The organism is Desulfuromonas sp., from assembly GCA_002869615.1.
GTDB lineage: Bacteria > Desulfobacterota > Desulfuromonadia > Desulfuromonadales > UBA2294 > BM707.
In genome coordinates this window covers 1-21,855 of record PKUH01000080.1, presented here as the reverse complement: position 1 = coordinate 21,855, position 21,855 = coordinate 1, and the positions used below count along the sequence as shown (strand labels likewise).

The window sequence follows — 21,855 nt, the reverse complement described above, 5'->3', positions numbered from 1 at the left end:
GTCAGATCAGCAGGGCTTGCTCTTTCCGTATCCCCCTCTGTGTTCTTATCACAGAAGATTCTCTCTTGCCAAATGAAATATGAATAAAAAGAGGTCAGTCGGTTCTTTTTTCCATTTCGAGATTAATCCGGTTCAGTTTCTCAAGGGTTACCTTGAGTTTCCGGTTCTCTTTTTTCAGTTCCTTGTTGGTTTTTCTCAGTTTGTCAATGGTTCGAGTCTGGCTTTTATAAACATTCAGGATTGATCGGGCATTTTTCCCCCGGGCAGAACCGGGTTCTTTGTCAGCTAATGTCTTGAGACCGGAAGGATTGCCTGATTGTTCAAGTTTTTGCACGGCGATACGGAATGCGTCAGTCTCAGTTTTGACTTCTAGCTTGGCAGGTCCTGGCTGGCGAGTTGCCAAACAGCCGGCCAGGAAAACTGTAACGACCAATAAGATAGATAACCTGGATAGTCTGGTCAAGATTTGCCTCGTCGTCGGTCAATTAAGTAGTTGCTGCCGGGTAGTCGTTTCAAATGTTCCTTCATTTTAGCACACTCATGGCTGATCGCGATGGCCGAATCGTAGTTTGAAGTATCGGAACAAATGATCGAGATCGATATGGTCATCAGCGGGAACTGGCGTTCGACACCAAAGCGGTCCTGGCAAATAAAAAATCCGGAGTGGCGATCCTCATCAGAGTAGTAGTGCGGGATCATGCTGTCGAATTCTTCTATGACCCGTTTTGCGAGGTGCTCGACCTTTTCCGTGGAGGTCAGGAAAATGTAATAGTCACCGCCGATGTGTCCGACAAAGTCATCTTCGTCCCCTTCAATCTTGATGATTTCACTGATAATATCGCCGACAGCACTGATGATATCACTCCCTTTCTGATAGCCGTAGCGATCATTAAATGCCTTGAAATGGTCGAGGTCGACGAAGGCATGGGCGAAAGGAACCTTATCTTTAAGAAGCCCTTCAACCCGCCGCTGTATGACCATGTTTCCCGGCAGGTGGGTCAGCGGACTGGCGTCGAGATTGGATGCCTCGAATTCCTGGAGTTTACGACCCATCGACTGAAATTCCCGGGCCAGTTTGCCGAATTCGTCGTGCGCTGAAAGGTTGATGTCGACCGCGTAGTTGCCCTCGGCAATCTGGTGGGTAGCCCGGGTCAACTGGCGGAGTGAATTATGGATACCCAAGAGGACTGAAAGTGCAACCGGCGTTGCCAGAAGAATGCCGAGCAGTAACAGCAGCAGGGTCATTCTGAATGAATGGGCGCCGTCACGGGGCAGTGCGGCAAGCGTCCTGTCGACCCTGGCCTGCTGGTTTTCGCGAAAGTTCGTTAAGGCCTGATAAAAGTCGTTGTGTGCCGGCAGATAACTCTTTTTAAATTCCGCTTCAAGCTTTTTCAGGGAAAGATCGTCATCGGCCAGTTGCAGGTAGCGCTCTCCCTCTGTCCGGTATTTATCGTACTCGGATGCAACCATGCTGACCCGGTCCAGGGGCAGAAGTTGCAACAGTATTTCCCATTCGTCGGGAAACTGGTCGAACTTCTCCCTGATCAGATCGATAGTCTCTTTATTGTTGATGATCAGGTATTGACGCCCGAGTTTTTCCTGGGAAACCAGGCTTTTCTGGAGCTGCTCAGTCAGGGAGATTGCCTTGACATCGATGTTGACGAGTTCCGTGGAGGTCGTTGTCTGCGAGTGCAAACTGTTCAGGGCGAAAATGATCGCAATCAGACTGAAGCCGGCGACCAGGGCATAGGCCATGACTACCTTTTTGGTGACCGTCAGTCTGCTGATAAAAGTGCTTTCGTTCAAGCGGGTCAGCGCGTAGTTGATTTTATCCTGAAAAAAGTTCCCCATTATTCCCACCAGGCATTTTTTTCTGTAGATGACCGTACGCCGCCTGGGTCGCGATCCGACCGCGCGGCGTCCGGTTCAGGTACCCCTGTTGCATCAGGTACGGTTCAATCACGTCTTCTATTGTATCTTTTTCTTCGCCAATTGCCGCAGCTAAAGTATCGAGTCCGACCGGACCGCCAGCGAACTTGTCGATAATCGTCAATAGCAGCAGGCGGTCCATGTGGTCAAAGCCGCTACGGTCGACTTCCAGCCGCTGCAGTGACGTATCGGCAATCTCCCGGGTGATGGTCCCGTCGCCGATAACCTGGGCAAAATCGCGGACCCGGCGGAGCAGACGATTGGCAATGCGGGGCGTCCCGCGGCTGCGCCGGGCGATTTCTGTGGCGCCGTTGTTCTCAATGTCGATATCGAGTAGCCCGGCGCTACGTGCGACGATTACTGCCAGCTGGTCGTCCGTATAAAATTCGAGTCGGCTGATGACACCGAAGCGATCGCGCAGCGGTGACGAGAGCAGGCCGGCCCGGGTTGTCGCACCGACCAGAGTGAACCGCGGAATGTCAAGTTTCAGGGTTCGTGCCGATGGTCCCTGGCCGATCATGATGTCGAGCTGGTAGTCCTCCATTGCCGGGTAAAGAATCTCTTCGACGACCGGCGACAGTCGATGGATCTCATCGATAAAGAGGACATCTCCTTCTTCCAGGTTCGTCAGAACAGCGGCCAAATCACCCGGTTTTTCGATGACCGGGCCGGATGAACTCTTGATGTTGACATCCATTTCGTTGGCGATAATGTTGGCCAGAGTCGTTTTGCCGAGTCCGGGCGGGCCATAAAAAAGGACGTGGTCGAGCGCTTCATTTCTGTTCCTGGCGGCCTCAATAAAAACCTTCAGGTTGTCCTTGACCTTCTCCTGACCGATATATTCCGTCAATGACCGGGGGCGTAAAGACAACTCAAGCTGAGCATCTTCTCCGGTCATATCGGCATTAATTAATCGATCGTTCGACATTGCGGTCATTTATTGTCCGAGTAGCTTCAGGGCCCCTTTCAGGGCTTCTTCAAACGAGATTTCAGGGCTCAGTTCCATTGACTCAATCGCTTTACGGGCCATATTCTCCTTGTAACCGAGGTTAACCAGCGCCGACAGCAGATCGTCAATCGAATCAGTATGCAGTGAAGAGCCCGGGGGCGCCGCTGTTGTTGTGCCAGCGGAAACGTTTGGCACTTTGTCCTTGAGCTCAAGGACAAGTCGTTCGGCGGTTTTTTTGCCGATCCCGGGCAGGCTGGACAGCCTGTTGATGTCCCCTGCCGCCAGGGCAGTGTTCAGTTCATTGGCCGGGATGTGCGACAGTATGTTGATCGCCAGTTTCGGACCGACCCCGGAGACCGAGATCAGGATGCTGAACATCTCCTTTTCATCGGTTGTCAGAAAACCGAAGAGCTGGATTGCATCATCCCGGACGTGGGTGTGAATATGAAATTTTGCCGGACCCTCTTCAGGAAGCGCGTAAAACGAAGAAAGGGGGATCAGCAGCCGGTAGCCGACGCCGTTGACATCAAGAATAACGTGATCGATCGATTTATAGGCAATCTGTCCCTGCAATAGAGCGATCATTTTGTCAGACTTTCCTTCTTTGCATGCTTTGCGTAGTCGCCCGGGCCAGTTGGTTGTTGCGGCTGCTGCTGTGGGCATGACAGACGGCAACGGCGAGAGCATCGGAGGCATCCTCCTGGGCAATTTCCGGCAGATTCAGTAAAGCTTTGACCATCTGCTGGACCTGGTTCTTTGCCGCCCGGCCATAACCGACGACCGAACTTTTGATTTGCATCGGGCTGTATTCGCCGACATCAAGCCCGGCACTGGCCAGGGCCAGCAGTGCGGCACCGCGAGCTTGTCCCAGTTTCAGCGCGGTCTGGGCGTTCCGGGACATAAAGACCTGTTCAATTGCCGCCAGCTCGGGCTTGTATTCTCCGATAATCGTGTTGAGACCCTCAAAGATCGCCAGCAGCCGTTCCGGCAATTCAGCCTTGTCCGGAGGTCTGATAACACCGTTATCAATATGGATCAGGCGATTGCCTTCCCTGCGGATCAGTCCGTATCCGGTGGCTCGTGAGCCGGGGTCTATTCCGATAATTCGCATGCGCAATGCCCGGAAGATGGCACAAAATCATCCCATAATCCGGGATATTTCCTCCTCGGAAATGTCGAAATTGGCATAAACATTCTGGACATCATCATTATCTTCAAGCATGTCCATCAGCTTCAGCATCTGTTCGGCTGATTTGCCTTCCAGGTCAACCGTTGTCGATGGAATCATTGAAACTTCGGATGCTTGCGGGTCGAGGCCGTTAGCGACCAAAGCGTCGCGGATTTCGATGAATTCGGAGGGCTCGGTAAGTACTTCGTAAACATCCCCTTCATCCTTGACATCTTCAGCGCCGGCTTCGAGTGCCGCTTCGAAAATCGTTTCAAAATCGGAGTCAGTTGAAAAGGATATCAGCCCCTTGCGTTCAAAAATGAAAGCGACTGATCCGTCTTTGCCGAGATTGCCATTGTTCTTGTTGAATGTGTGCCTGACGTCGGCGACCGTACGCGTGCGATTGTCAGTCATAAACTCTACCAGCACGGCAACGCCGCCCGGGCCATAACCTTCAAAGGTTCCTTCCTCGTAGGTCACACCGTCAAGATCACCGGTACCTTTTTTAATGGCCCGGTCAATATTGTCTTTCGGCATGTTGGCCTGCTTGCCCTTGTCGATAGCAAGGCGCAGACGAGGATTCGTTTCCGGGTCGCCACCGCCGATCTTCGCGGCCACCGTAATTTCCTTGATCAGTTTGGTGAAAACTTTGCCCCGCTTGGCGTCCTGGGCGCCCTTGCGGTGCTTGATATTAGCCCATTTGCTGTGTCCGGCCATTTGTCCTTATTCCTCCATGATTTTTTCGAATAGTTATCCTATCATCTGCAACCTTTAGCGACAAGAAATTTGCGTTAGCGATTGAGATATCCGGATACCAGATTCTTTTTATCGAAATGAGAAGCTTTTATGTGGCTTGGAAATAAAAAAGGCCCGTCCGGCGACGGGCCTGAAGTGTTGAAGGGTCGGTCAGTGTTCGTCCGGTTCGTTCCGGTAACTGATGATCTGTAGCTGGTTCTCGACCGAGGTGACGCCTTCGACTGAAGCAACCACATCGAGAACCGCTTTGTGCTCGTCCTTGCTGTGGACGTGTCCGGAAACGGTAATCTTGCCATTTTCGGCAGAGAGATCAAGGTGTTCACCCTCGACCCCGTCGATGGTCAGGACCGAGATTTCAGCCTTCTTGCTGAGGATGAGATCGCTCAGGACCCGTTTCGAATTACTCTTTTCCTCGACCAGATTCTGATCCTTGACGCCATCGCAGATCAGGTCGATCGCCTTGTCTTCGGAAAGTTTTTGGGTGTTGATTACCAGGTCGTAGTCGAGTGGATTGTCCCAGTCGCGGTCAAAATAGTACTTGATGAACCCGGCCCGCTGCTGGTCACTCCTGCGCACCAGCACCCTGGCGAGTTCGGGGTCAAGCCATTCGCGCTCAGCCCAGCGTTCAATCCGATCCTCAAACGGGGCGACAATGCGAACCCTGAAGACAGATTTGATCCTCTTGAGAAGGTCCTGACCACCACGACCGTAGATGATAACGTCACCTTTAAGAGCATAATCAAGAATCATCAGTTCGATCTGGTGCAGGTCGATCAGCAGATGGACATCTTTTTCGGCAATAAAGGACGGAGGGTGCTCGTCAGCCTGGTCAAAAGCTTCCTGCGAAAGCCCGTACTTGCCGGCAACTTTTCTCAGGGCTTCACCGTCCACCAGGGTATACCCCAACTTTTCTGCCGCCTGATGTGCGATCGGAATCCCACCACTACCCATTTCACGCGAGATAGTAATAATTGCCATGCTTCTCCCTCATTTTTATGTAATGTCTGAAAGCCACCGAATTCTAGCAACTCGTCCGATGAATGACAAGGTGAAATACACAAGTGGTATTTTCAGTAGGACGGTTTGTGGTCAAATTGATGCCGGCTCTGAATGAAGCGGACCGTCCGGCTCTTCGAGCGCATGACGATCGTGTGCGTTTCGGCGCCGCCGGAAAAATAACGGACGCCGCTGAGCAGCTCGCCGTTGGTGACCCCGGTTGCTGCAAAGAAGAGATCGCCTGATGCCATCTCTTCACAACTGTAGACCTTGTCCAGATCCGTTATGCCCATTTTCGGCGCCCGCGCCTTTTCCTCGTCGTTGGTAAATACAAGTCGGCCCTGCATGTCGCCGCCCATGCATTTAAGGGCGGCTGCGGCCAGAACCCCCTCGGGGGCGCCGCCGATGCCCATCAGCATATCGACCCCGCTCCCTTCAACTGCGGCGGCAAAGGCCGGCGCCACATCGCCATCCGAGATCAGGTGGATCCGGGCACCGGCTTTGCGGATTTCTGTTATCGCTTTATCATGGCGCGGCCGGTCGAGCAGAACGACGGTGAGGTCCTCAATGTGACAGGCCTTGGCTTCGGCGATCCGGGTCAGGTTTTCGGTCGGCGATGCATCGATATCGATGGTTCCGGCTGCCGATGGTCCGACCGCTATTTTCTCCATGTACATGTCGGGGGCATGCAGGAAGCCGCCGCGCGGGGCGATGGCAATGGTTGCTATCGCACCGTTAATCCCTTTGGCACAAAGGTTTGTCCCTTCGAGCGGATCGACGGCGATGTCGACCTCAGGCGGGTTGCCGTTGCCGAGCTTTTCTCCGATGTACAGCATCGGAGCTTCATCCATCTCGCCTTCGCCGATGACGACCGTGCCGATGATATCGAGCGAATCGAGGGTTCTGCGCATGGCGTCGGTAGCGGCTGCGTCAGCCGCGATCTTGTCACCCTTGCCGACCCAGCGGCCGCAGGCGAGGGCTGCCGCTTCGGTAACTCGTGCCAACTCAAGGGCGAGATTGCGATCCATAATTGACCTCCTGTGTGCAGTTGGAAACGGCCGATATGATGGCACGAAAACAGGAGCAAGACAATCTTTTTGGTTGTCCTCGAAGCTGGAGACCGAATATACTGAACCTGATTTCAGGAACTGAAAGGATGGCAATTGTTTTGAGACAGAAACTGGTTTTATGGAGCCTTGTGGTATCCATTTTTTTCTTTTTGAGCGCCGCGGCTATCGCCGCCGGAGTCGTTAAAAACCTCTCGCCCGAAGAGTCCTACGAACTGCTCAAGCAGCGCGGTGACGAGATTTTTCTGCTCGATGTCAGGACCCCGGGTGAATATCAACAGGTTCGACTGGCCGGAGCCAAGCTGATTCCGATTGATCAGCTGCTGCAAAGAATGGACGAGGTTCCGAAGAACAAACCGCTGCTGGTCTATTGCGCTGTCGGTTCACGCAGCTCCCAGGTCGTCGGATACATGGCCCGGATCGGATACCCCGAAGTCTACAACCTTTACGGCGGTATTTATGCCTGGAGTAAGAAGGTATACCCGGTTCTCCAGGGACTGCCATGATGTCAGGCATGATCTTGCGGCCGGAAAATTGACCTGTCCGTAACCGTGACGGCTGCGATTATCGCCAGTCAGCAAGGTATAGATCATCGCACAGAGTAATATCAGGATCAGCAGGATCAGATAGAAGGTCTCTTTTTTCATGACTTCGTTTCAACGCGCTAACACGTTTTTTGTCTGGGCGCACCGTGGCGCCTCGGCGCGGGCACCGGAAAACACGATGACCGCTTTTCGGGCTGCCGCTGATGCCGGGGCTGACGGCATTGAACTCGATGTCCATCTCAGCCGCGATGGCATTCCGGTTGTTATCCACGACGATACCGTTGACCGGACAACCGACGGAACCGGTGCGGTCGCAGACAAGAGCCTGGCCGAATTACTCGACCTAGATGCCGGGACGTGGTTTTACGAAAGATTCGCCGGCGAGAGGATGCCACTTCTGGCCGAGGTGTTTGCCTGGGCCGGGGAGCGGATCCGGATCAATGTTGAAATCAAGGATCAGCGGGCCGGCCGTGCAGTCTTGTCGACAATTGCTGATTTTCCTGAAGTCGATGTTCTCATCTCTTCTTTCAATCATAAAGCATTGTCGCAGCTGCGTCAGCTCAATGCTGGTCTGGCACTTGCTTTTTTGACCGATAGTCCGTTCTGGCGGCTCTCCATGCGCCGGGCTCTGGCCTGTGTCGCCGAATCATTTCACCCCAAGGCGATGTATCTGACGCGCAACCTGGTTGTTGCCTGTCATGCCAACAACCTCAAGATCTACCCCTGGACCGATGGTAAGCTTCTGAATGAGCGGGACATGCGGCGCCGCGGCGTCGACGGATATTTCACCGATCTGCCTTGACTTTTTTGACAGTGCCGGCCCCCATGCTGGACTTTTATGATAATTCCGGGGGCATCACATGCTTAGTGTTAATCAGCCGATCCGGTCAATCGTATTTGACCTGGACGGAACACTCTATTCATCAGAACATCTGCTGCAGGAGATTACCGAAGCAGCCTATGTTGCGGTTGCTTCGGCGCGCGGAGTTCCCCTGTTCGAGGGGCGTCAACTGCTCCGGACAGCAAAAGAGCGCCTGGCCGAGAGCCTCGGCGTCGAGCCAACACTTTCACTGACCTGCATGGAACTCGGACTCGAGTTAGGTGACCTTCATCGTTTTTTTCAGCAGGAGGTCAAGCCGGAGCGCTACCTGGTCGAGGACCCGGTCCTGATCGCGTTGCTCGACTCATTGAAGTCGATTTGTGATTTGTACATCTACACCAACAATAACCGTTTTCTGACGGAAAAAATCCTGTCGCTGCTCGGCATTGCGAACTGTTTTCGCGACCTCTACACAATCGAGTTCTGCTGGCTGCCGAAACCCGACCCGGAGGCCTTTCAGCGAGTCCTTGAAGATATCGGCGGGCCGCCCGAGACCTTCCTCTTTGTCGGTGACCGCCAACAGGTCGATCTGCAGCCGGCCGCTGCTCTTGATATCAAAACCCTGTTGATTCAGGAAGTTTCCGACCTTTTGCAGGTTCACAGGTTTATGGGGATTGTGCCGTAAAAAGTCTCCGGATGCTTATTGTTTTCTTTGCCCGGGATTGGCGCCGGGATATTCTGCAAAGACTGAAATATTCCCCTGTCTGTCAAAAGAATAAACCTTGTAAGGCTGTGCCGGTATGGTGTCCGATTCCATTCCGGGCGACCCGATCGGCATCCCGGGTACGCTGAGTCCGTTAATCGGCGGTCTGGTCTCCAGTAGACGATGGATCTGTTCACCCGGAACATGACCTTCAATGATATAGCCATCGACGATGGCTGTATGGCAGGAGCGAAGCTTATCAGGAAGACCGTAACTCCGTTTGAGCTCGGTTATCCGGCCGGTGTCTTGGTAACGGATGGTGAAGCCTGCTTCCTCGAGATGGTCGCCCCAGCCCTTGCAACAGCCTCAGCCGGGTGTCTTGTAAACCAGCATGTCCCGGGCGTTGTCCTGACCATAGGCGACCCCGGTAAATGCCATGAGCGGCGCCAGGAAACAGGCCAGGACCAGTAGTGACAGGTGCGTGAAATATCGCATAAGTAAATTTCCCTTTCTCGCATTTGTGTCCTTTAATTATGCCACAGAAGCAATCCTGAGCAAAACAGTAATCTTTTCTTGCCACTTCATGGCCACTGCGGTACAATCCCGCTTTATTTTTGCGGTGGAAAAATGAGAGAGCAAAGCGACCAGCAGTTGAAAGAGATTATTGCCCGTGAGATCGCGGAGAATGGCGGGATCCGTTTCTCCCGGTTCATGGAGCTCTGCCTCTACCATCCGGAATCGGGTTATTACATGAAAGACCGCACCCGGATCGGTAAAAAGGGTGACTTTTTTACCTCCAGTTCGGTCCATTCCCTGTTCGGAGCCCTGATTGCCCGACAGCTCGACCAGATGTGGCAGCTGCTCGGTTGCGAATCCTTTACGCTTGTCGAGCAGGGCGCCGGTGAAGGGCACCTGGCCAAGGATATCCTCGATTCCGTTCGCCATGAGCATCCCGATTTCTATCGCCGCCTCAACTACCGGATCGTCGAAGTCTCTCCTGACAATCGACAGCGGCAGTCAGCAAATTTGTCATCCCATGCCGACATTATTTCATGGTCGACATTTGAAGAGCTCGAACCGGTCACCGGCTGTTTTCTTTCGAATGAGCTGGTCGATGCGTTTCCGGTTCATCTCGCCGAGAAGCGGGATGGAGCTTACTTCGAAGTTTATGTCAGCAATACCGACGCTGGATTTGGCGAACAGTTGCGGCCCGATGATGGTCGCCTTGAAACTCATTTTTCCTGGCTCGGTTCGTCCCCTTGCGAAGGGAACCGGGGGGAAGCCAATCTTGCGGCGGTTGATTGGATTCGGCAGGTTAGCGACCGACTTGAGAAAGGTTTTGTCCTGAGCGTTGATTACGGATATCCGGCCGAAGAGCTGTACGCACCGTTTCGCAGAAACGGGACTTTGATGTGTTATCACAGGCACAGTTCCAACGAAGACCCTTACCAGCTCGTCGGCGAGCAGGACATCACGGCGCACGTCGACTTTACCGCACTGCAGAAAGCCGGCCTCGAAAGGGGTCTTCATACTCTTTATTTTGATGTCCAGTACCGTTTCCTGATGGCCCTCGGCTTTATCGAGCAGCTGATGCAGCTGCAGGCTGCTGCCAAAAGTGAAACCGAAGCGGCGGCCCTGCGCATGACCCTGAAGAATCTGGTGATGCCGGATGAAGGGATGGGAAGTACCTTCAAGGTTCTGATTCAGGGGAAGGGGGTCGGGTCACCCGAACTGATTTGTCAAAGACGGATTGCGGATATTCCGATACCGCTATCTTAAGAAAAGGAAGAGCACTGCCTTGCCCCGAACCCGGGACAGGGCTATACTGAACAGAGAACAGATAGGAGGATTTATGAAAGAGAAAGTACAGGAAGTTCTGGAACAGGTTCGCCCGGCGTTGCAGGCAGACGGTGGCGATGTTGAACTGGTAGATGTGACTGAGGATGGCGTTGTCAGCGTCAGACTGACCGGCGCCTGTGGTTCCTGCCCGATGTCGACCATGACCCTGAAGATGGGAATCGAACGGACGCTGGTCGAAAATATCCCGGGCATCAAAGAAGTCGTTCAGGTGTAAGATGAACTTTGAAAGGAGGCAGCGATGATCAAGGTCAAGACATTTGGTGAACCCTTGAAGCCATTCAAGGCGCAGCAGGAGCTTGATGAGCTTGATGCCAGGGTGAACGCTTTCATTGCTGAAAACAGCATCAGCAAGGTTGTCTCCCTCTGCGACACCGCGACAAGCGAGGATGGTTCAACCATCGGATTGATCAGGACGCTCGTTTACGAGGCCTGATCCCTGCCTCAAGCTGAAGAGAGAAAAAGGAGCCGCATACGGCTCCTTTTTCTGTTATGTTGTGGCGATGACCGAAATGGATATTTATCAGGCAGACTACCGGATCAGAAGCTATGAAATTGACACCCGGGGGCTGGTCCGGCCGTTAACCATACTCAATTACCTGCAGGATGCCGCCGGTGAACATGCAGCCCGGCTTGGTGCTTCGGTGCCGGCTCTCCTGAAGAAAAACCTGACCTGGGTCCTGTCCCGCTATCATCTGCAGTTTCATTCTTTCCCGCCGGTCCACAGCCAGATCAGTCTGCGCACCTGGCCGTCGGCGAAAGAAGGGCGTTTTGCCCTGCGTGATTTTGCATTGACCGGTCCGGACAACCAGTTGATCGTCTCGGCGACCAGTTCCTGGATGCTGATCAATCTCGAAACGCGGCGCCCGGTTCGTATTGATGAGTTTCTGCCGGAACTGCCGACCGTTCCCAGGCGAATGGTTCATGATAACTTTACCAGTTTGCCGGTTCCGCTCGATTTTAATTGCGAGCTTCCATTCCGGGTGCGTCACAGCGACCTCGATATTAATCAGCATGTCAATAATACCGTCTATGTCGACTGGGCCCTGGAGACTATTCCTGCCAATATCATCGGGCAGGTGAGCCCGCAAACAATTGAAGTCTCATATCGCGCCGAAGCAAAATACGGTGATCGGGTTTTTTCACGAAGCAACTATGATTGCCAGTCATCTTGCAGCCTGCATCAGCTTCTGCGCGAAAGTGACGGCCGGGAACTGGCCCGCCTGCAGGTACAGTGGCAGCCTCGTTGAGTGGTCAAGTGTGCTTATTCGATGCGAAAGGTCACCGGAACGACAAAACCGGCCTGCTCCCATCCAACTGAATCCGGAAAGGGAGGGAAGCTTTTGACGCTTTTTACGGCGCGCAAGGCGGCCCGATCAAGAATTTTATGCTGACAGGATTGGGTGATGTGACATTCAAGCAGGTTTCCGGAACGATTAAGAATAAACCCGACCATCACCGTCCCCTGTAACCGGTTGCGCGATGCCATCACCGGATAACGCTGGTTCTCTTCGATCAGCTCTCTGAGCTTGCGCGCGTATTCGGCTTGCCAATCCCCTGTCCCTTCGTTCTGTGGTTTTGCCATGAGGTTGCCGAGTGATCGGTCGCGAATCAGGGGCTGGTCGGAAACGACCGGCTGTTGCGGTGCGGGTGCCGCCGCCGGTTCGGGCTGGGCCGGGATTTCTTCCGGGCTCTTCTTTTTCCCGTCTTGAACCTTGACCACTGTGGGCGGTGGCGTCGCTTTGACCTTCTCTTCGATTTTTACCGTTTTTTTCGGCACGGTTGTGGTTGCCGCCGGTTCAACCGCCGACGGAGTGTTGAGATGAACAACGATCCGGCTTTTCTGCCCCGATTTCAGAATCTTCCAGGGTGCAAACTCGATTGCAGCAACGAAGATCAGAAGATGACAGCCAATCGAAATGAAGATGGCCCAGGCAAGTTTGTGATCACTGTCCATACCCGTCAAGTATTCAATAACTGTAGCTGATCGTCAAATAAGCCATCCTTCCTGTTTCCGGCACCCTGACGCCTGAGCTGTAAGGATCGCGCTGATACGACAAATGGCTGAAGTAGTAGTTGTCAAAGAGATTGTCGACCCCGGCAATCAACGACCAGTTGTCAAAATAGTATCCCCCCTTGATGTTGGTGATGTTCCAGCCCGCCGTTTCCAGCTCCTGCAGACTGGTGGCGATCCGATCCTGGCGGTCGGCAAATCGTTCGGTGATCTCCGCGAACCAGGTGCCAAGATCATAGCGCAGTGAGACCGAACCGTTCAAAGGCGGAGTCTCTGCCAGCGGCTCGTCGAGGTCCTTGTTCTCACCCCGCGTGTAATTGAGCGCTGCGGTCAAAAACAGGTCCAAGGGCAGGGAGCTTTGAACGCTGATTTCACCGCCGACGATTTCGGCATCGATGTTCCGGTAGGAACGGCCTTTTGAATATAAAGTTCCGCCGCCGTCCGGATCGGCGATCTCGACCAGTGTAATGTAGTTATCAAGATCACTGTAGAAGAGACTGCCGGATAAAAACAGGGTATCTGCCGTCATTTTAAAGCCGATGTCGGCCTGGTTGTTACGTACCGGATCGAGGTCCGGGTTGCCGACCCAACTGGTCGGATTCGGCATCATCATAGTTGGTAAACGTACAAGGCCGATGTAGAGCTCCTGCGGATCGGGGGTGCGGGTCATTGATGCAATGCCGGTAAAGATCTCGATCGAATCGCGCGGTGTCCATGTCAGCTGCAGGTTGCCGCCAAACTCGGTGAAGTCGGTTTCTGAATCAAGGTTTGTGCTTGAGTTGTATTGCTCATAGACGGTTGTCAGGCGGTTCGCATCGAGTGCGTTCGCCTCGGCTGTCGTCCGATCGACCCGGCCACCGGTGGTCAGCCGCAAATTTTCTGCAACCGGCACACTATATTCGGCAAAGGCTCCGATATTGTCGATGTCGACGTCTGGCACCATCGCCTGAGGCTGGTACGACAAGTACATGACGCTGGAGTTGGTCGCGTCCCAGTTCCGGTGATAATAGTCGAGTCCCGACTTGAGTGCACCTTCGCCAACCTTGATGACTCCGTTGGCGCGAACGCCACTGACCGAAGTCTGCGAATCGGTCTCCATGCCGTAGTCGCGTGGTTTAGAGAGCGATGACGTACGATTGCGGTCACTCATCAGATGGTCGACCCGGTCCCACCAGAGCTGGATTTCCGAGTTTTCAAAAGCACCGGCTTTCTCTTCGATACGCGTTGTCCAACTCAAGCGGTGTGTCTTGTCGTAGTCGGCATCCATGAAGAGGTAAGGGTAGAGAACGTGTTCAGCGTCCTGGTAGCTGTAGCTGATTTCCGAACGGCCCTTGTCCATGAACTTGTAGCCGGCTTTTGCCCAACCGGTATTGATCCGGTAGGCGCGTGAATCGATTTTGTCAGCGAGGTAACTGTTGGGAGTTCCGGGTGTATAAACTTCAGTAATCCGCTTGCCGTCACCCGATTCCGGCGGCAGTGAGTACTTGTAGGCATAGCCAGCAAGAATATCGTATTTTTCTGCGCCGTACGAGGTAGTCAGGGAGGAGTGGAGCATGTCGAAGGATCCGCCGGTCAAGCTGAAGTTGAATTTTTTTCCCATGGCAGGTGACTTGGAAACGGCGTTAACCATGCCGCCGAGGCTGCCGGGATGGCTCAGGTCGTAGGGGCCACGGACCACTTCCACCGATTCGACTTCGGCGAAGTCGAAATGGAAGGAGGGCGGGTCCATACGCGACGGGCAGCCGCCATACAACCGGACGCCGTCGAGCAGGACATTGATATTGTCCTTCTTCAGACCGCGCAAAACGACGTCGTTGGCGATCGCCCCTTTCCGCACGTAGGTCATCCCCGGAACATTTTGCAGCGCTTCACCGAGGTCGCGGGCGGCGCTTTCCTTGACTTCGCGGATGGTCAGGTTGCTGGAAAAACTCGATTGTTCGGTCCCGCGAACGACAATCTCATCGAGGATCACCGTATCGGCGGCAAAAACCGAAAATGACGGCAGCAGCAGAGAGCAGACAAGGACAGTAAAAAAGGGTTTATGGCACATATAGCTTCCTCCTGATATATAAATAAGACAAAAATAGTAACAGATAAGAAAGGAAGGTCAAGCAAAAAAGTTAATATGTTCTAACTTTTTATAAATAAGCGGGAGAGGCGAAGCAGCAGACCCTGGCGGGTTTCAAGTGCGCCATGCGGACAGAGCTCCTGGCAACAGAAACAGCGGATGCAGGTGGCAAAATCGATTTCAAGCCGGTTGTGGGTTATCCGCATCGCCCGGGGCGGGCAACTTTTCACACATTCGCCGCATCGGACGCAGAGGTTATGATCAGGCTCGGGGCGGGCGGTGATGCTTTTCTTGAGCGGCTTGCGCAAAAAAGCCGGCAGGCTGAAATTAACATCGGTCGATTTGGCCGGTTTGAATTGCTGTGGCCGCAATCCCTCGATCGGCTCGCCGACCAGCGCGATCTCCTCCATCCGGCAGCCAGGCCGCTGTGAGGCGAGGGCTACTTTTTGCGTCCAGACCGAGCTGTCGGGGAGGTTGAGAAGATTGCAGGCAACCGTATCGACGGCCTGCATCGATGGCGAAGCGATCAGGACGCCGACCTGAACCGGGTCGCCGCTGCCGGGACCATCCCCCTGCATGGCAGTGATGCCATCGACCAAAGTCAGAGCCGGGTTCAGGAATTCAGCCAGCTCGAGCAACATCGTCGCGAAGAATTCCTTGTTGGTACCGGCCTGGAGGTGCAGGCGGATCTTGCGCATGCCGACGACCGCTCCAAACATATTTTTTATACCGCAGGTCAGGCCCATCATCTGGTGGGTTTTGAGCTTCGGCAGATTGATGATGACATCGGCAGCGAGAACCTCTTTGGCAATTTCAAGGTGCTGAAAGATGCCATTCTTGCCGGGGACTAAGACAGATTCGATAAAAGGTGTGAACGTCGCACCGGTCTCCTCGATAACCTGCATAATTCCGCATTTCCGAGCAACCTGATCGGACTTGCCGATGCCGGGAGAGTCACCGACCAGAACCTTGCCACCGGCGCGCAGAACCTCTTCAATGACTGCCCGGACAACTTCCGGGTGGGTGGTGACCGCTTTTTCTGGTGATTTTCCGGCCAGCATGTTTGGTTTGACCAGAACCGTTTGTCCCGGTTTTACAAAACCTGCCATGCCGCCGAGCAAATCGATTTGATTTCTGATTGCCCTGCTGATGTTGTCGCGACTGTAGTCGGGCACCTGATTGATGGCGACCCGGATTTTCATGTCGGCACTATCCTGATGTGAAGTTTTCTCTGTCGCGGCCCGTCAAATTCACAAAAATAGATACCCTGCCAGATGCCGAGGACCGGCTTGCCATCTTCTAGCGGGATAAATTCACTGACTCCGATCAGCGAACTCTTCAGATGAGCCGCACTGTTCCCTTCGAGATGATGATAACCATCTTCGAAAGGGACGATCCTGTTCAATTCCATTATCATGTCGCGGGTCACATCGGGGTCGGCATTTTCGTTAATTGTTACGGCCGCTGTCGTATGGGGGACGTAGAGATGGATGATACCGCAAGCGCAATCGAATGACCGGACAGCCGCGACGACCTCGCCGGTGATATCGATCATCTCAACCTTCTTGTGGCTGTTGATCCTGAGCGTTTTCATGGTCGGCAGAATTAAGGAAAATTATGACTTCCCGGAATGTTTTTCCGTTGTAAAGCAGTGAGTTGTGCCCGAGACCGGTTAACTCAATATTCCTGATATCGGTCAGGCTGCTTGAGGTCGCCGGAATAACCATATTGTCATGACGGCTGTAGATATTGAGATAATCAACTGTTTGCGGAAAGCCCTGCTTGTTCAGGTTGGACAGGAAATCCGATGCCGGCAGGAGCGTTTCCCCGAGTGTTGTCAGCGCAAAAGGCGCCAGCTTCGAGCCCTGGTTCGGCGCGCCGATCAATATGCACTTTTCGACTTTTCTGGCGCCGCCGCGTATCTGCGTGTAGTTGCGGGCAACGATCGCTCCCATTGAGTGACCGATTATATTTACCTTCTCAATGCCCCGTTCGTGGCGTAGGGAGTCGACCTTGCGCGCGACGATTTCGGTCACTGATTCAACATCCTTCAGCGGCGAAAGATTCAGTGTGTGCAGATCCGAAATTCCGTGGAGCCTGAAGCGCAGCTTCATGGCAAACCAGCAGGCGCGATTGAGAAATAAACCGTGCAGAAGAATGACCGGTTTTTTGCCCTCCGGGGTCTGACCTTCGGGGAGATTGAGAAAACCGAACGGGTAGAGTAGCAGGGTGATGATCAGGGCCAGATATTCGCTAATGATCAGACGGAGAGCAAGCCAGAGATTGGCAATGCCGAGGATCTGGCGGATCGGTCGGCCGATCGAATTGGCCCACTCGTAAAGGGCAATGGTGAATGTGGTCACGGTAAAACCGAAAACCAGAAGCAGGGCCAATTCGATGATATTGATCAACAAATCCATGCATATCTCCAATGTCTGATATTATCGCATGCGGGTTCCGGAGCGTCAATCACATCCAATGAAAAGGTGATTGCTCTCAAGCGTAAAAGCGTGCGAATATTCGACCAGGGAGCGATAGATGAACCGTCTGATTGAAAAATTCTGCCGGCACCTTCAGGTTGAACGGAATGTTTCCGAACACACACTGAGTGCCTATAACCGGGACCTTAATGAGTTCTACCGGTTTCTCGAGGAGCTGTTCAGGAAACAGGACGACTCGGTTTTCGGACAGGTAGACAAAATCACCCTGCGGCGCTATCTGGCCCAACTACACAAGAAGAATCGCAAATCAACGATCTCGAGAAAGCTGGCGGCGATCCGGACGTTTTACCGGTACCTGGTTCGGGAAGGGGTCGTTCAGGCCAACCCGGGGGAGCTGGTTGCAACGCCGCGCCAGGAAAAATATCTGCCGACGACCCTGACCGTCGATGAAGTCTATGCACTGCTCGAAAGCATTCAATCCGGCGACCGTCTTTCGTTGCGCGACCGGGCTATCCTTGAAACTCTCTACTCCTGCGGATTGCGTATCAGCGAACTGACCGGACTTGACGTTGGCGCAGTCGATTTCGAACAGGCACTGGTCCGGGTACTCGGCAAGGGGGGCAAGGAGAGGATCGTGCCGATTGGCCAACACGCCCTCAAATCTCTGCATCTCTATCTTGAGGAGAGGGGATGGCCAGCTCAGAATGAACCCCTTTTCCTTAACCGTTTCGGTAAGAGGCTGACCCCCCGCAGCGTGCAGCGGCATCTCAAGAAACATCTCCTGCTGGCCGGGGTTCTGAAAGATGCTTCACCACATGCCCTGAGGCATTCTTTTGCGACCCACCTGCTCGACGGTGGCGCCGATCTCCGGGCGATTCAGGAACTGCTCGGCCACTCTTCCCTGTCAACGACACAGAAATATACCCAGGTCAGCGTCGATCACCTGACGCATGTCTATGATGATGCGCATCCGCGCAGTCGCAGGAAGAACGACAAGTAAAGTTGCCTTTCGTCAGAAATAATCGTCAAAATCGGCCGGGACATTTTCGAATAGCCAGGCGGCCGCATGTCGCTGATTGGCTGTTGCGCCAATACAATCTCGGATAAAAGTGGTGCTGTCGCCAGATGGTTTATTTATTTTAAATGTTTAAATATATTGCCTTATGTTGGAAAACATGATTTTGTGATTTTGCGCGGGTTGAATTCTTAAATCACAAGCAGGATGGAGTCGATGTCTCCGGCCGTTTCCGCTTTGAACTACTAATTCCGGACTATTCATGTACAACACAAAAGCATATGAAAAATTAATCGAGTTGGAACAAAAACTTACCTCTTTGGCAACCAGCTTTCTGGAAAGTTCAGAGTCTGGTCTGGACCAGGTGATCACTGAAGCCCTTGCTGCTATTGGCGAACATTTTGACGCAGATCGGGTTTACCTGTTTCAAAATGATGCCGGTATTGATACGAGAGGAACCTTCAGCAATACGCATGAATGGACCCGGGATGATGTGAGTGCAGAAATTGCCAACCTGAAACAGGTTGATGTTGAGTCCGAACTGCCATGGTTTTTCAGTAAAATGATGGCAAACGAGTCAGTTTGTGTTGACGACGTACGCTGTCTTCCTGATGAATGCCGCGCTGAAAAAGGTCATTGGCTGGAGCAGGGCATTACGAGTATTCTGGTTGTGCCCATATACGAGGGTGACGCTTTGTATGGTTTTATGGGTGTCGATATGGTCGGTGGGACCATCGCGAGGAATGAACTGGTATTGGCAAGTGTCAAGATGATGGCGCAACTCACCAAAAATGCTATTTTGCGCGTCAGGTCGGAGAACCGGCTGGTCAGAAAAAAGCTGCTGATGGAGTCGATTGTCGTCCTGCAGCAAGACTACATGGACAAGGGGATATACTATGGCTGGTGCGAGAGAACGTTGCAGAATCTGATCGACCTGACCGACAGCGAGATCGGGTTTATCTGCGAGTTGATGCACCAGGATGACGGGACGCCGTTCATAAAGTCGCACGGGATTTCCAATATCGCCTGGAACGATGATACGGATCGTTTTTACAACGAGAACGTCGCCTCGGGACTTGATTTTTTCAATTTTGACAGTCTCTGGGGGTCTGTATTCAAAACCGGAGAACCGGTGATTGCAAATGATCCTGATGCCGATCCGCGTCGGGGCGGATATCCCAAGGAATCCGGCCATCCGCCGCTGAAATCTTTCCTCGGCATGCCAATTCGGGATTCAGGCGGAGAGATTGTCGGAATTATGGCCGTATCCAACCGCGAGGATGGCTATAGCGATGCCGACGTTGAATTTCTTAAGCCGTTGCTGGGCAGTTACGGACTGCTTATCGAAAAGAGTCGGCTTGAGCAGGAGAAACAGATCCTCCAGGAAGAGAAGGACGTTATCGATTCTGAGTTGGACAGGTCGATACAGGAAATAGAGGACTTGAGAAACATTTTTCCCATCTGTATGCACTGCAAGAAAGTCAGGGATGATGATGGTTTATGGAACAGGATTGAGGATTATCTGTCCCGGCATGCCGGAATGGTGTTCAGCCATGGCATCTGCGATTCCTGCATGGTGGAGCACCACCCGGATGTGCATGGAAAAAAGAACAAATAAGACCGCTTTACCGAAGTTGCAAAATCTATTCTCTTTCGTTACATTCCATCGACCTCAGGCTTGGCGTGAAAATATAACCGTTTTTGTCATGTTTTGCTTGACAGTCGAAATTAAGTCGGTAAAATGACTTCCAATTTCAATATTAACTCATCCCAACCAAAAAGGAGAATGTGATTATGAGCGTACTGGTAGGTAAGCAAGCCCCGGATTTTACTGCTGCAGCTGTACTGGCTGATGGAACTATAAAAGCTGATTTTTCCCTGTCTGAGTTCGCGGAACAGTACGTCGTCCTGTTCTTCTACCCGCTTGACTTTACCTTCGTCTGCCCGACCGAACTGATTGCTTTTTCGAAGCTGATCAAGGAGTTTGAGGATCGTGGCGTTCAGGTTATCGGTTGCTCGATCGATTCTCAATTTACCCATGCCGCCTGGCGCAACACTCCGGTTGAAGAGGGTGGTATCGGCCAGGTTACCTATCCGCTCGTTGCCGATGTTAAACACGAGATTTGCCAGGCTTACGATGTCGAGTTCGGTGAGGCCGGCGTCGCCTTCCGCGGCTCTTTCCTGATCGATAAAGACGGAGTCGTCCGCCATCAGGTGGTCAACGACCTGCCGCTTGGGCGCAATGTTGATGAGATGCTGCGGATGATCGACGCCCTGCAGTTTACCGAGAAGTACGGTGAAGTTTGCCCGGCTGGTTGGGAAAAGGGCGACAAGGCGATGCGCCCGGATGCCGATGGCGTGGCTGAGTATCTCAAGGATGAAGCTTCAAATTTATAAAACTTCTCTTCTTCCAAATGAAAAAGGGGCTGCAATCGCAGCCCCTTTTTTTCGTCTGATGCCGGATCGGCGTTAAGCGATTCCCATCACTTCGATATCGAAGTTCAGATCCTTGCCGGCCAGTGGGTGGTTGCCGTCTAGGGTGACGTTTGCATCCTCAATGGCAACAATTTCCAGAATCACCGGATGACCGCCTTCGGCCTCGGTTTGGAGATGTTGTCCAACCTCCGGCTCCATCCCTTCCGGGAGCTGGCTCCGCTCAACCTGGAAAACCATCTCATCACGACGCTCGCCGTAAGCATCCGCAGCTTCTATGGTAAATTTCTTCGATTCACCGACTTCCATGCCGACGACCGCCGAATCAAACCCTTTGATCATTTCACCACCACCGACGGTAAATTCAAGCGGCTCCCGCTCGCGCGACGAATCGAAGACGGTACCGTCTTCAAGAGTGCCTGTGTAGTGAACTTTTACCTTGTCGTCATTCTTTACTTTGGACATTGTTTCCCCTTTGTTTGAGTCAAATTAAAATTATTCCGACACAATAACAGATTGTCGATCTGAGTGCAAAAAATTGGATTACCAGAGGATTGTAGCAATTATTGTGTCGGAATAGAGTCCGACCGGCACAACTTGCAAGGGATCAATTCTGCCATAGAGTTGCAGGCTCCAGGGGGATGTCTTGTCAACGGTTCGGGTAAATGTCGTTGAACCGCCAGACCCGTCGCCAATAATCTGATTCCGCCCGGGGTTTGAATAGATGTTGTAAAAAAGTGATCCACCTCCCGACTGATGCAACATGGATCTTTGCGCCGGAGTGCCGGAGCCACCCGAGGTGAGTTGAAAGGTCACGACCTGAGGATTGCGGGCCGGGGTTCGGCAGGTGATGTTAACCGTTGCCGACGAATCTGTCGGGGCCGATGAGAGGGGGTCATAATTGCCGAAGTTGAGGGCTGTTGTCGTCACATTACATTGGGCAGAAAAGGCAACATCGGCACAGCCGATAATTATTGCCAGCAGGCAGATCTGGAAAAGTATGCGAGATCGTGTTTTCACATTACACCTCCGTCGATTGATTCCCGGTTGATGATGATTTCACCGAGATCAATAAAAAGCTCATCAGATTCGGG

At 52.9% G+C, this 21,855-nt stretch carries 26 protein-coding genes; 10 read left to right on the top strand and 16 right to left on the bottom strand.

From position 1 onward, the window contains the following. Nucleotides 1-94: 94 nt before the first annotated feature. The 8 genes from C0623_07855 to glpX form a co-directional block, all read right to left on the bottom strand. Complete coding sequence (locus C0623_07855) at nt 95-433, bottom strand: hypothetical protein (protein ID PLY00171.1); 339 nt, start codon at nt 431-433, stop codon at nt 95-97. A gap of 26 nt (nt 434-459) precedes the next feature. Beyond that, on the bottom strand, nt 460-1,851 hold the full coding sequence (locus C0623_07850) for an adenylate/guanylate cyclase domain-containing protein (GenBank protein ID PLY00170.1): 1,392 nt from the start codon (nt 1,849-1,851) through the stop codon (nt 460-462). After that, nucleotides 1,829-2,857, bottom strand: a complete 1,029-nt coding sequence (locus C0623_07845; protein ID PLY00181.1) for a Holliday junction branch migration DNA helicase RuvB — start codon at nt 2,855-2,857, stop codon at nt 1,829-1,831. Before C0623_07845 ends, C0623_07850 begins: the two co-directional genes overlap by 23 nt. A 9-nt stretch (nt 2,858-2,866) precedes the next feature. After that, the gene (locus C0623_07840; protein PLY00169.1) at nt 2,867-3,463 is read right to left on the bottom strand and encodes a Holliday junction branch migration protein RuvA; all 597 of its coding nucleotides are present in this window, start codon (nt 3,461-3,463) and stop codon (nt 2,867-2,869) included. Between the two features lie 4 nt (nt 3,464-3,467). Then, entirely contained in the window at nt 3,468-3,989 is a 522-nt protein-coding gene (locus C0623_07835; protein ID PLY00168.1) for a crossover junction endodeoxyribonuclease RuvC, read from the bottom strand. Nucleotides 3,990-4,016: 27 nt separating this feature from the next. Next, the gene (locus tag C0623_07830; protein PLY00167.1) at nt 4,017-4,763 is read right to left on the bottom strand and encodes a YebC/PmpR family DNA-binding transcriptional regulator; all 747 of its coding nucleotides are present in this window, start codon (nt 4,761-4,763) and stop codon (nt 4,017-4,019) included. Nucleotides 4,764-4,952: 189 nt separating this feature from the next. Then, a complete protein-coding gene (locus C0623_07825; protein ID PLY00166.1) occupies nt 4,953-5,780 on the bottom strand; it encodes a transport-associated protein in 828 nt (275 codons plus the stop codon). 92 nt (nt 5,781-5,872) lie between these two features. Continuing rightward, nucleotides 5,873-6,826, bottom strand: a complete 954-nt coding sequence (glpX, locus tag C0623_07820) for a fructose-bisphosphatase class II (GenBank protein ID PLY00165.1) — start codon at nt 6,824-6,826, stop codon at nt 5,873-5,875. A 128-nt stretch (nt 6,827-6,954) separates the two neighbouring features. Between glpX and C0623_07815 the strand changes: the two genes are divergently transcribed. The 3 genes from C0623_07815 to C0623_07805 all read left to right on the top strand — a co-directional run bounded on the left by C0623_07815 (nt 6,955) and on the right by C0623_07805 (nt 8,915). Continuing rightward, the gene (locus tag C0623_07815) at nt 6,955-7,371 is read left to right on the top strand and encodes a rhodanese-like domain-containing protein (protein PLY00164.1); all 417 of its coding nucleotides are present in this window, start codon (nt 6,955-6,957) and stop codon (nt 7,369-7,371) included. Nucleotides 7,372-7,510: 139 nt separating this feature from the next. Next, complete coding sequence (locus tag C0623_07810) at nt 7,511-8,212, top strand: glycerophosphodiester phosphodiesterase (GenBank protein ID PLY00163.1); 702 nt, start codon at nt 7,511-7,513, stop codon at nt 8,210-8,212. Between the two features lie 58 nt (nt 8,213-8,270). Next, nucleotides 8,271-8,915: an HAD family hydrolase gene (locus tag C0623_07805; protein ID PLY00162.1), complete on the top strand. Its 645-nt coding sequence runs from the start codon at nt 8,271-8,273 to the stop codon at nt 8,913-8,915. A 15-nt stretch (nt 8,916-8,930) separates the two neighbouring features. On the opposite strand, the gene C0623_07800 is transcribed toward C0623_07805, so the two are convergent. After that, nucleotides 8,931-9,251: a CopG family transcriptional regulator gene (locus tag C0623_07800; GenBank protein ID PLY00161.1), complete on the bottom strand. Its 321-nt coding sequence runs from the start codon at nt 9,249-9,251 to the stop codon at nt 8,931-8,933. Nucleotides 9,252-9,560: 309 nt separating this feature from the next. On the opposite strand from C0623_07800, the gene C0623_07795 reads away from it, so the two are divergent. The 4 genes from C0623_07795 to C0623_07780 all read left to right on the top strand — a co-directional run bounded on the left by C0623_07795 (nt 9,561) and on the right by C0623_07780 (nt 12,040). Further along, a complete protein-coding gene (locus C0623_07795) occupies nt 9,561-10,712 on the top strand; it encodes a hypothetical protein (protein ID PLY00160.1) in 1,152 nt (383 codons plus the stop codon). Between the two features lie 73 nt (nt 10,713-10,785). Continuing rightward, a complete protein-coding gene (locus C0623_07790; protein ID PLY00159.1) occupies nt 10,786-11,007 on the top strand; it encodes a hypothetical protein in 222 nt (73 codons plus the stop codon). A 24-nt stretch (nt 11,008-11,031) separates the two neighbouring features. Continuing rightward, nucleotides 11,032-11,226, top strand: coding sequence for a hypothetical protein (locus C0623_07785; protein PLY00158.1), 195 nt, complete (start codon nt 11,032-11,034; stop codon nt 11,224-11,226). 61 nt (nt 11,227-11,287) lie between these two features. Next, on the top strand, nt 11,288-12,040 hold the full coding sequence (locus tag C0623_07780) for an acyl-ACP thioesterase (protein ID PLY00157.1): 753 nt from the start codon (nt 11,288-11,290) through the stop codon (nt 12,038-12,040). A 14-nt stretch (nt 12,041-12,054) separates the two neighbouring features. Here the strand turns inward: C0623_07780 and C0623_07775 are convergent, their stop codons facing one another. From C0623_07775 to C0623_07755, 5 genes are all read right to left on the bottom strand, one after another. Continuing rightward, entirely contained in the window at nt 12,055-12,747 is a 693-nt protein-coding gene (locus C0623_07775; GenBank protein ID PLY00156.1) for a hypothetical protein, read from the bottom strand. 13 nt (nt 12,748-12,760) lie between these two features. After that, on the bottom strand, nt 12,761-14,854 hold the full coding sequence (locus C0623_07770) for a ligand-gated channel (GenBank protein PLY00155.1): 2,094 nt from the start codon (nt 14,852-14,854) through the stop codon (nt 12,761-12,763). A gap of 80 nt (nt 14,855-14,934) precedes the next feature. Continuing rightward, on the bottom strand, nt 14,935-16,074 hold the full coding sequence (locus C0623_07765) for a (4Fe-4S)-binding protein (GenBank protein PLY00154.1): 1,140 nt from the start codon (nt 16,072-16,074) through the stop codon (nt 14,935-14,937). Continuing rightward, complete coding sequence (locus C0623_07760) at nt 16,071-16,475, bottom strand: hypothetical protein (protein PLY00153.1); 405 nt, start codon at nt 16,473-16,475, stop codon at nt 16,071-16,073. Before C0623_07760 ends, C0623_07765 begins: the two co-directional genes overlap by 4 nt. Further along, nucleotides 16,429-17,292 (bottom strand): hypothetical protein, encoded by an 864-nt coding sequence (locus C0623_07755; protein ID PLY00152.1) that lies wholly within the window; start codon nt 17,290-17,292, stop codon nt 16,429-16,431. Before C0623_07755 ends, C0623_07760 begins: the two co-directional genes overlap by 47 nt. 118 nt (nt 17,293-17,410) lie before the next feature. Here C0623_07755 and xerC point away from each other — a divergent pair, with 118 nt between their 5' ends. From xerC to C0623_07740, 3 genes are all read left to right on the top strand, one after another. After that, nucleotides 17,411-18,313 carry a tyrosine recombinase XerC gene (xerC, locus tag C0623_07750; protein PLY00151.1) on the top strand — a complete coding sequence of 301 codons (903 nt, stop codon included), beginning with the start codon at nt 17,411-17,413 and terminating at the stop codon, nt 18,311-18,313. 277 nt (nt 18,314-18,590) lie between these two features. After that, nucleotides 18,591-19,946, top strand: coding sequence for a hypothetical protein (locus C0623_07745; protein PLY00150.1), 1,356 nt, complete (start codon nt 18,591-18,593; stop codon nt 19,944-19,946). A gap of 176 nt (nt 19,947-20,122) precedes the next feature. Continuing rightward, nucleotides 20,123-20,725 carry a peroxidase gene (locus C0623_07740; GenBank protein ID PLY00149.1) on the top strand — a complete coding sequence of 201 codons (603 nt, stop codon included), beginning with the start codon at nt 20,123-20,125 and terminating at the stop codon, nt 20,723-20,725. Nucleotides 20,726-20,797: 72 nt separating this feature from the next. Here C0623_07740 and C0623_07735 read toward each other — a convergent pair whose 3' ends face one another. Both C0623_07735 and C0623_07730 read right to left on the bottom strand, forming a co-directional pair. Then, the gene (locus C0623_07735) at nt 20,798-21,226 is read right to left on the bottom strand and encodes a peptidylprolyl isomerase (protein ID PLY00148.1); all 429 of its coding nucleotides are present in this window, start codon (nt 21,224-21,226) and stop codon (nt 20,798-20,800) included. Between the two features lie 78 nt (nt 21,227-21,304). Then, on the bottom strand, nt 21,305-21,802 hold the full coding sequence (locus C0623_07730) for an SCPU domain-containing protein (GenBank protein PLY00147.1): 498 nt from the start codon (nt 21,800-21,802) through the stop codon (nt 21,305-21,307). Between the last annotated feature and the right edge of the window lie 53 nt (nt 21,803-21,855).

What these genes read in the sequence shown, in the direction of transcription:
- C0623_07835 (PLY00168.1), bottom strand. Translation starts at nt 3,989, where the DNA reads ATGCGAATTATCGGAATAGACCCCGGCTCACGAGCCACCGGATACGGA.
- C0623_07850 (PLY00170.1), bottom strand. Translation starts at nt 1,851, where the DNA reads ATGGGGAACTTTTTTCAGGATAAAATCAACTACGCGCTGACCCGCTTG.
- C0623_07810 (PLY00163.1), top strand. Translation starts at nt 7,511, where the DNA reads ATGACTTCGTTTCAACGCGCTAACACGTTTTTTGTCTGGGCGCACCGT.
- C0623_07765 (PLY00154.1), bottom strand. Translation starts at nt 16,074, where the DNA reads ATGAAAATCCGGGTCGCCATCAATCAGGTGCCCGACTACAGTCGCGAC.
- C0623_07830 (PLY00167.1), bottom strand. Translation starts at nt 4,763, where the DNA reads ATGGCCGGACACAGCAAATGGGCTAATATCAAGCACCGCAAGGGCGCC.
- C0623_07770 (PLY00155.1), bottom strand. Translation starts at nt 14,854, where the DNA reads ATGTGCCATAAACCCTTTTTTACTGTCCTTGTCTGCTCTCTGCTGCTG.
- C0623_07785 (PLY00158.1), top strand. Translation starts at nt 11,032, where the DNA reads ATGATCAAGGTCAAGACATTTGGTGAACCCTTGAAGCCATTCAAGGCG.
- glpX (PLY00165.1), bottom strand. Translation starts at nt 6,826, where the DNA reads ATGGATCGCAATCTCGCCCTTGAGTTGGCACGAGTTACCGAAGCGGCA.
- C0623_07825 (PLY00166.1), bottom strand. Translation starts at nt 5,780, where the DNA reads ATGGCAATTATTACTATCTCGCGTGAAATGGGTAGTGGTGGGATTCCG.
- C0623_07735 (PLY00148.1), bottom strand. Translation starts at nt 21,226, where the DNA reads ATGTCCAAAGTAAAGAATGACGACAAGGTAAAAGTTCACTACACAGGC.
- C0623_07745 (PLY00150.1), top strand. Translation starts at nt 18,591, where the DNA reads ATGTACAACACAAAAGCATATGAAAAATTAATCGAGTTGGAACAAAAA.
- C0623_07795 (PLY00160.1), top strand. Translation starts at nt 9,561, where the DNA reads ATGAGAGAGCAAAGCGACCAGCAGTTGAAAGAGATTATTGCCCGTGAG.
- C0623_07845 (PLY00181.1), bottom strand. Translation starts at nt 2,857, where the DNA reads ATGTCGAACGATCGATTAATTAATGCCGATATGACCGGAGAAGATGCT.
- C0623_07775 (PLY00156.1), bottom strand. Translation starts at nt 12,747, where the DNA reads ATGGACAGTGATCACAAACTTGCCTGGGCCATCTTCATTTCGATTGGC.
- C0623_07815 (PLY00164.1), top strand. Translation starts at nt 6,955, where the DNA reads ATGGCAATTGTTTTGAGACAGAAACTGGTTTTATGGAGCCTTGTGGTA.
- xerC (PLY00151.1), top strand. Translation starts at nt 17,411, where the DNA reads ATGAACCGTCTGATTGAAAAATTCTGCCGGCACCTTCAGGTTGAACGG.
- C0623_07840 (PLY00169.1), bottom strand. Translation starts at nt 3,463, where the DNA reads ATGATCGCTCTATTGCAGGGACAGATTGCCTATAAATCGATCGATCAC.
- C0623_07790 (PLY00159.1), top strand. Translation starts at nt 10,786, where the DNA reads ATGAAAGAGAAAGTACAGGAAGTTCTGGAACAGGTTCGCCCGGCGTTG.
- C0623_07755 (PLY00152.1), bottom strand. Translation starts at nt 17,292, where the DNA reads ATGGATTTGTTGATCAATATCATCGAATTGGCCCTGCTTCTGGTTTTC.
- C0623_07740 (PLY00149.1), top strand. Translation starts at nt 20,123, where the DNA reads ATGAGCGTACTGGTAGGTAAGCAAGCCCCGGATTTTACTGCTGCAGCT.
- C0623_07805 (PLY00162.1), top strand. Translation starts at nt 8,271, where the DNA reads ATGCTTAGTGTTAATCAGCCGATCCGGTCAATCGTATTTGACCTGGAC.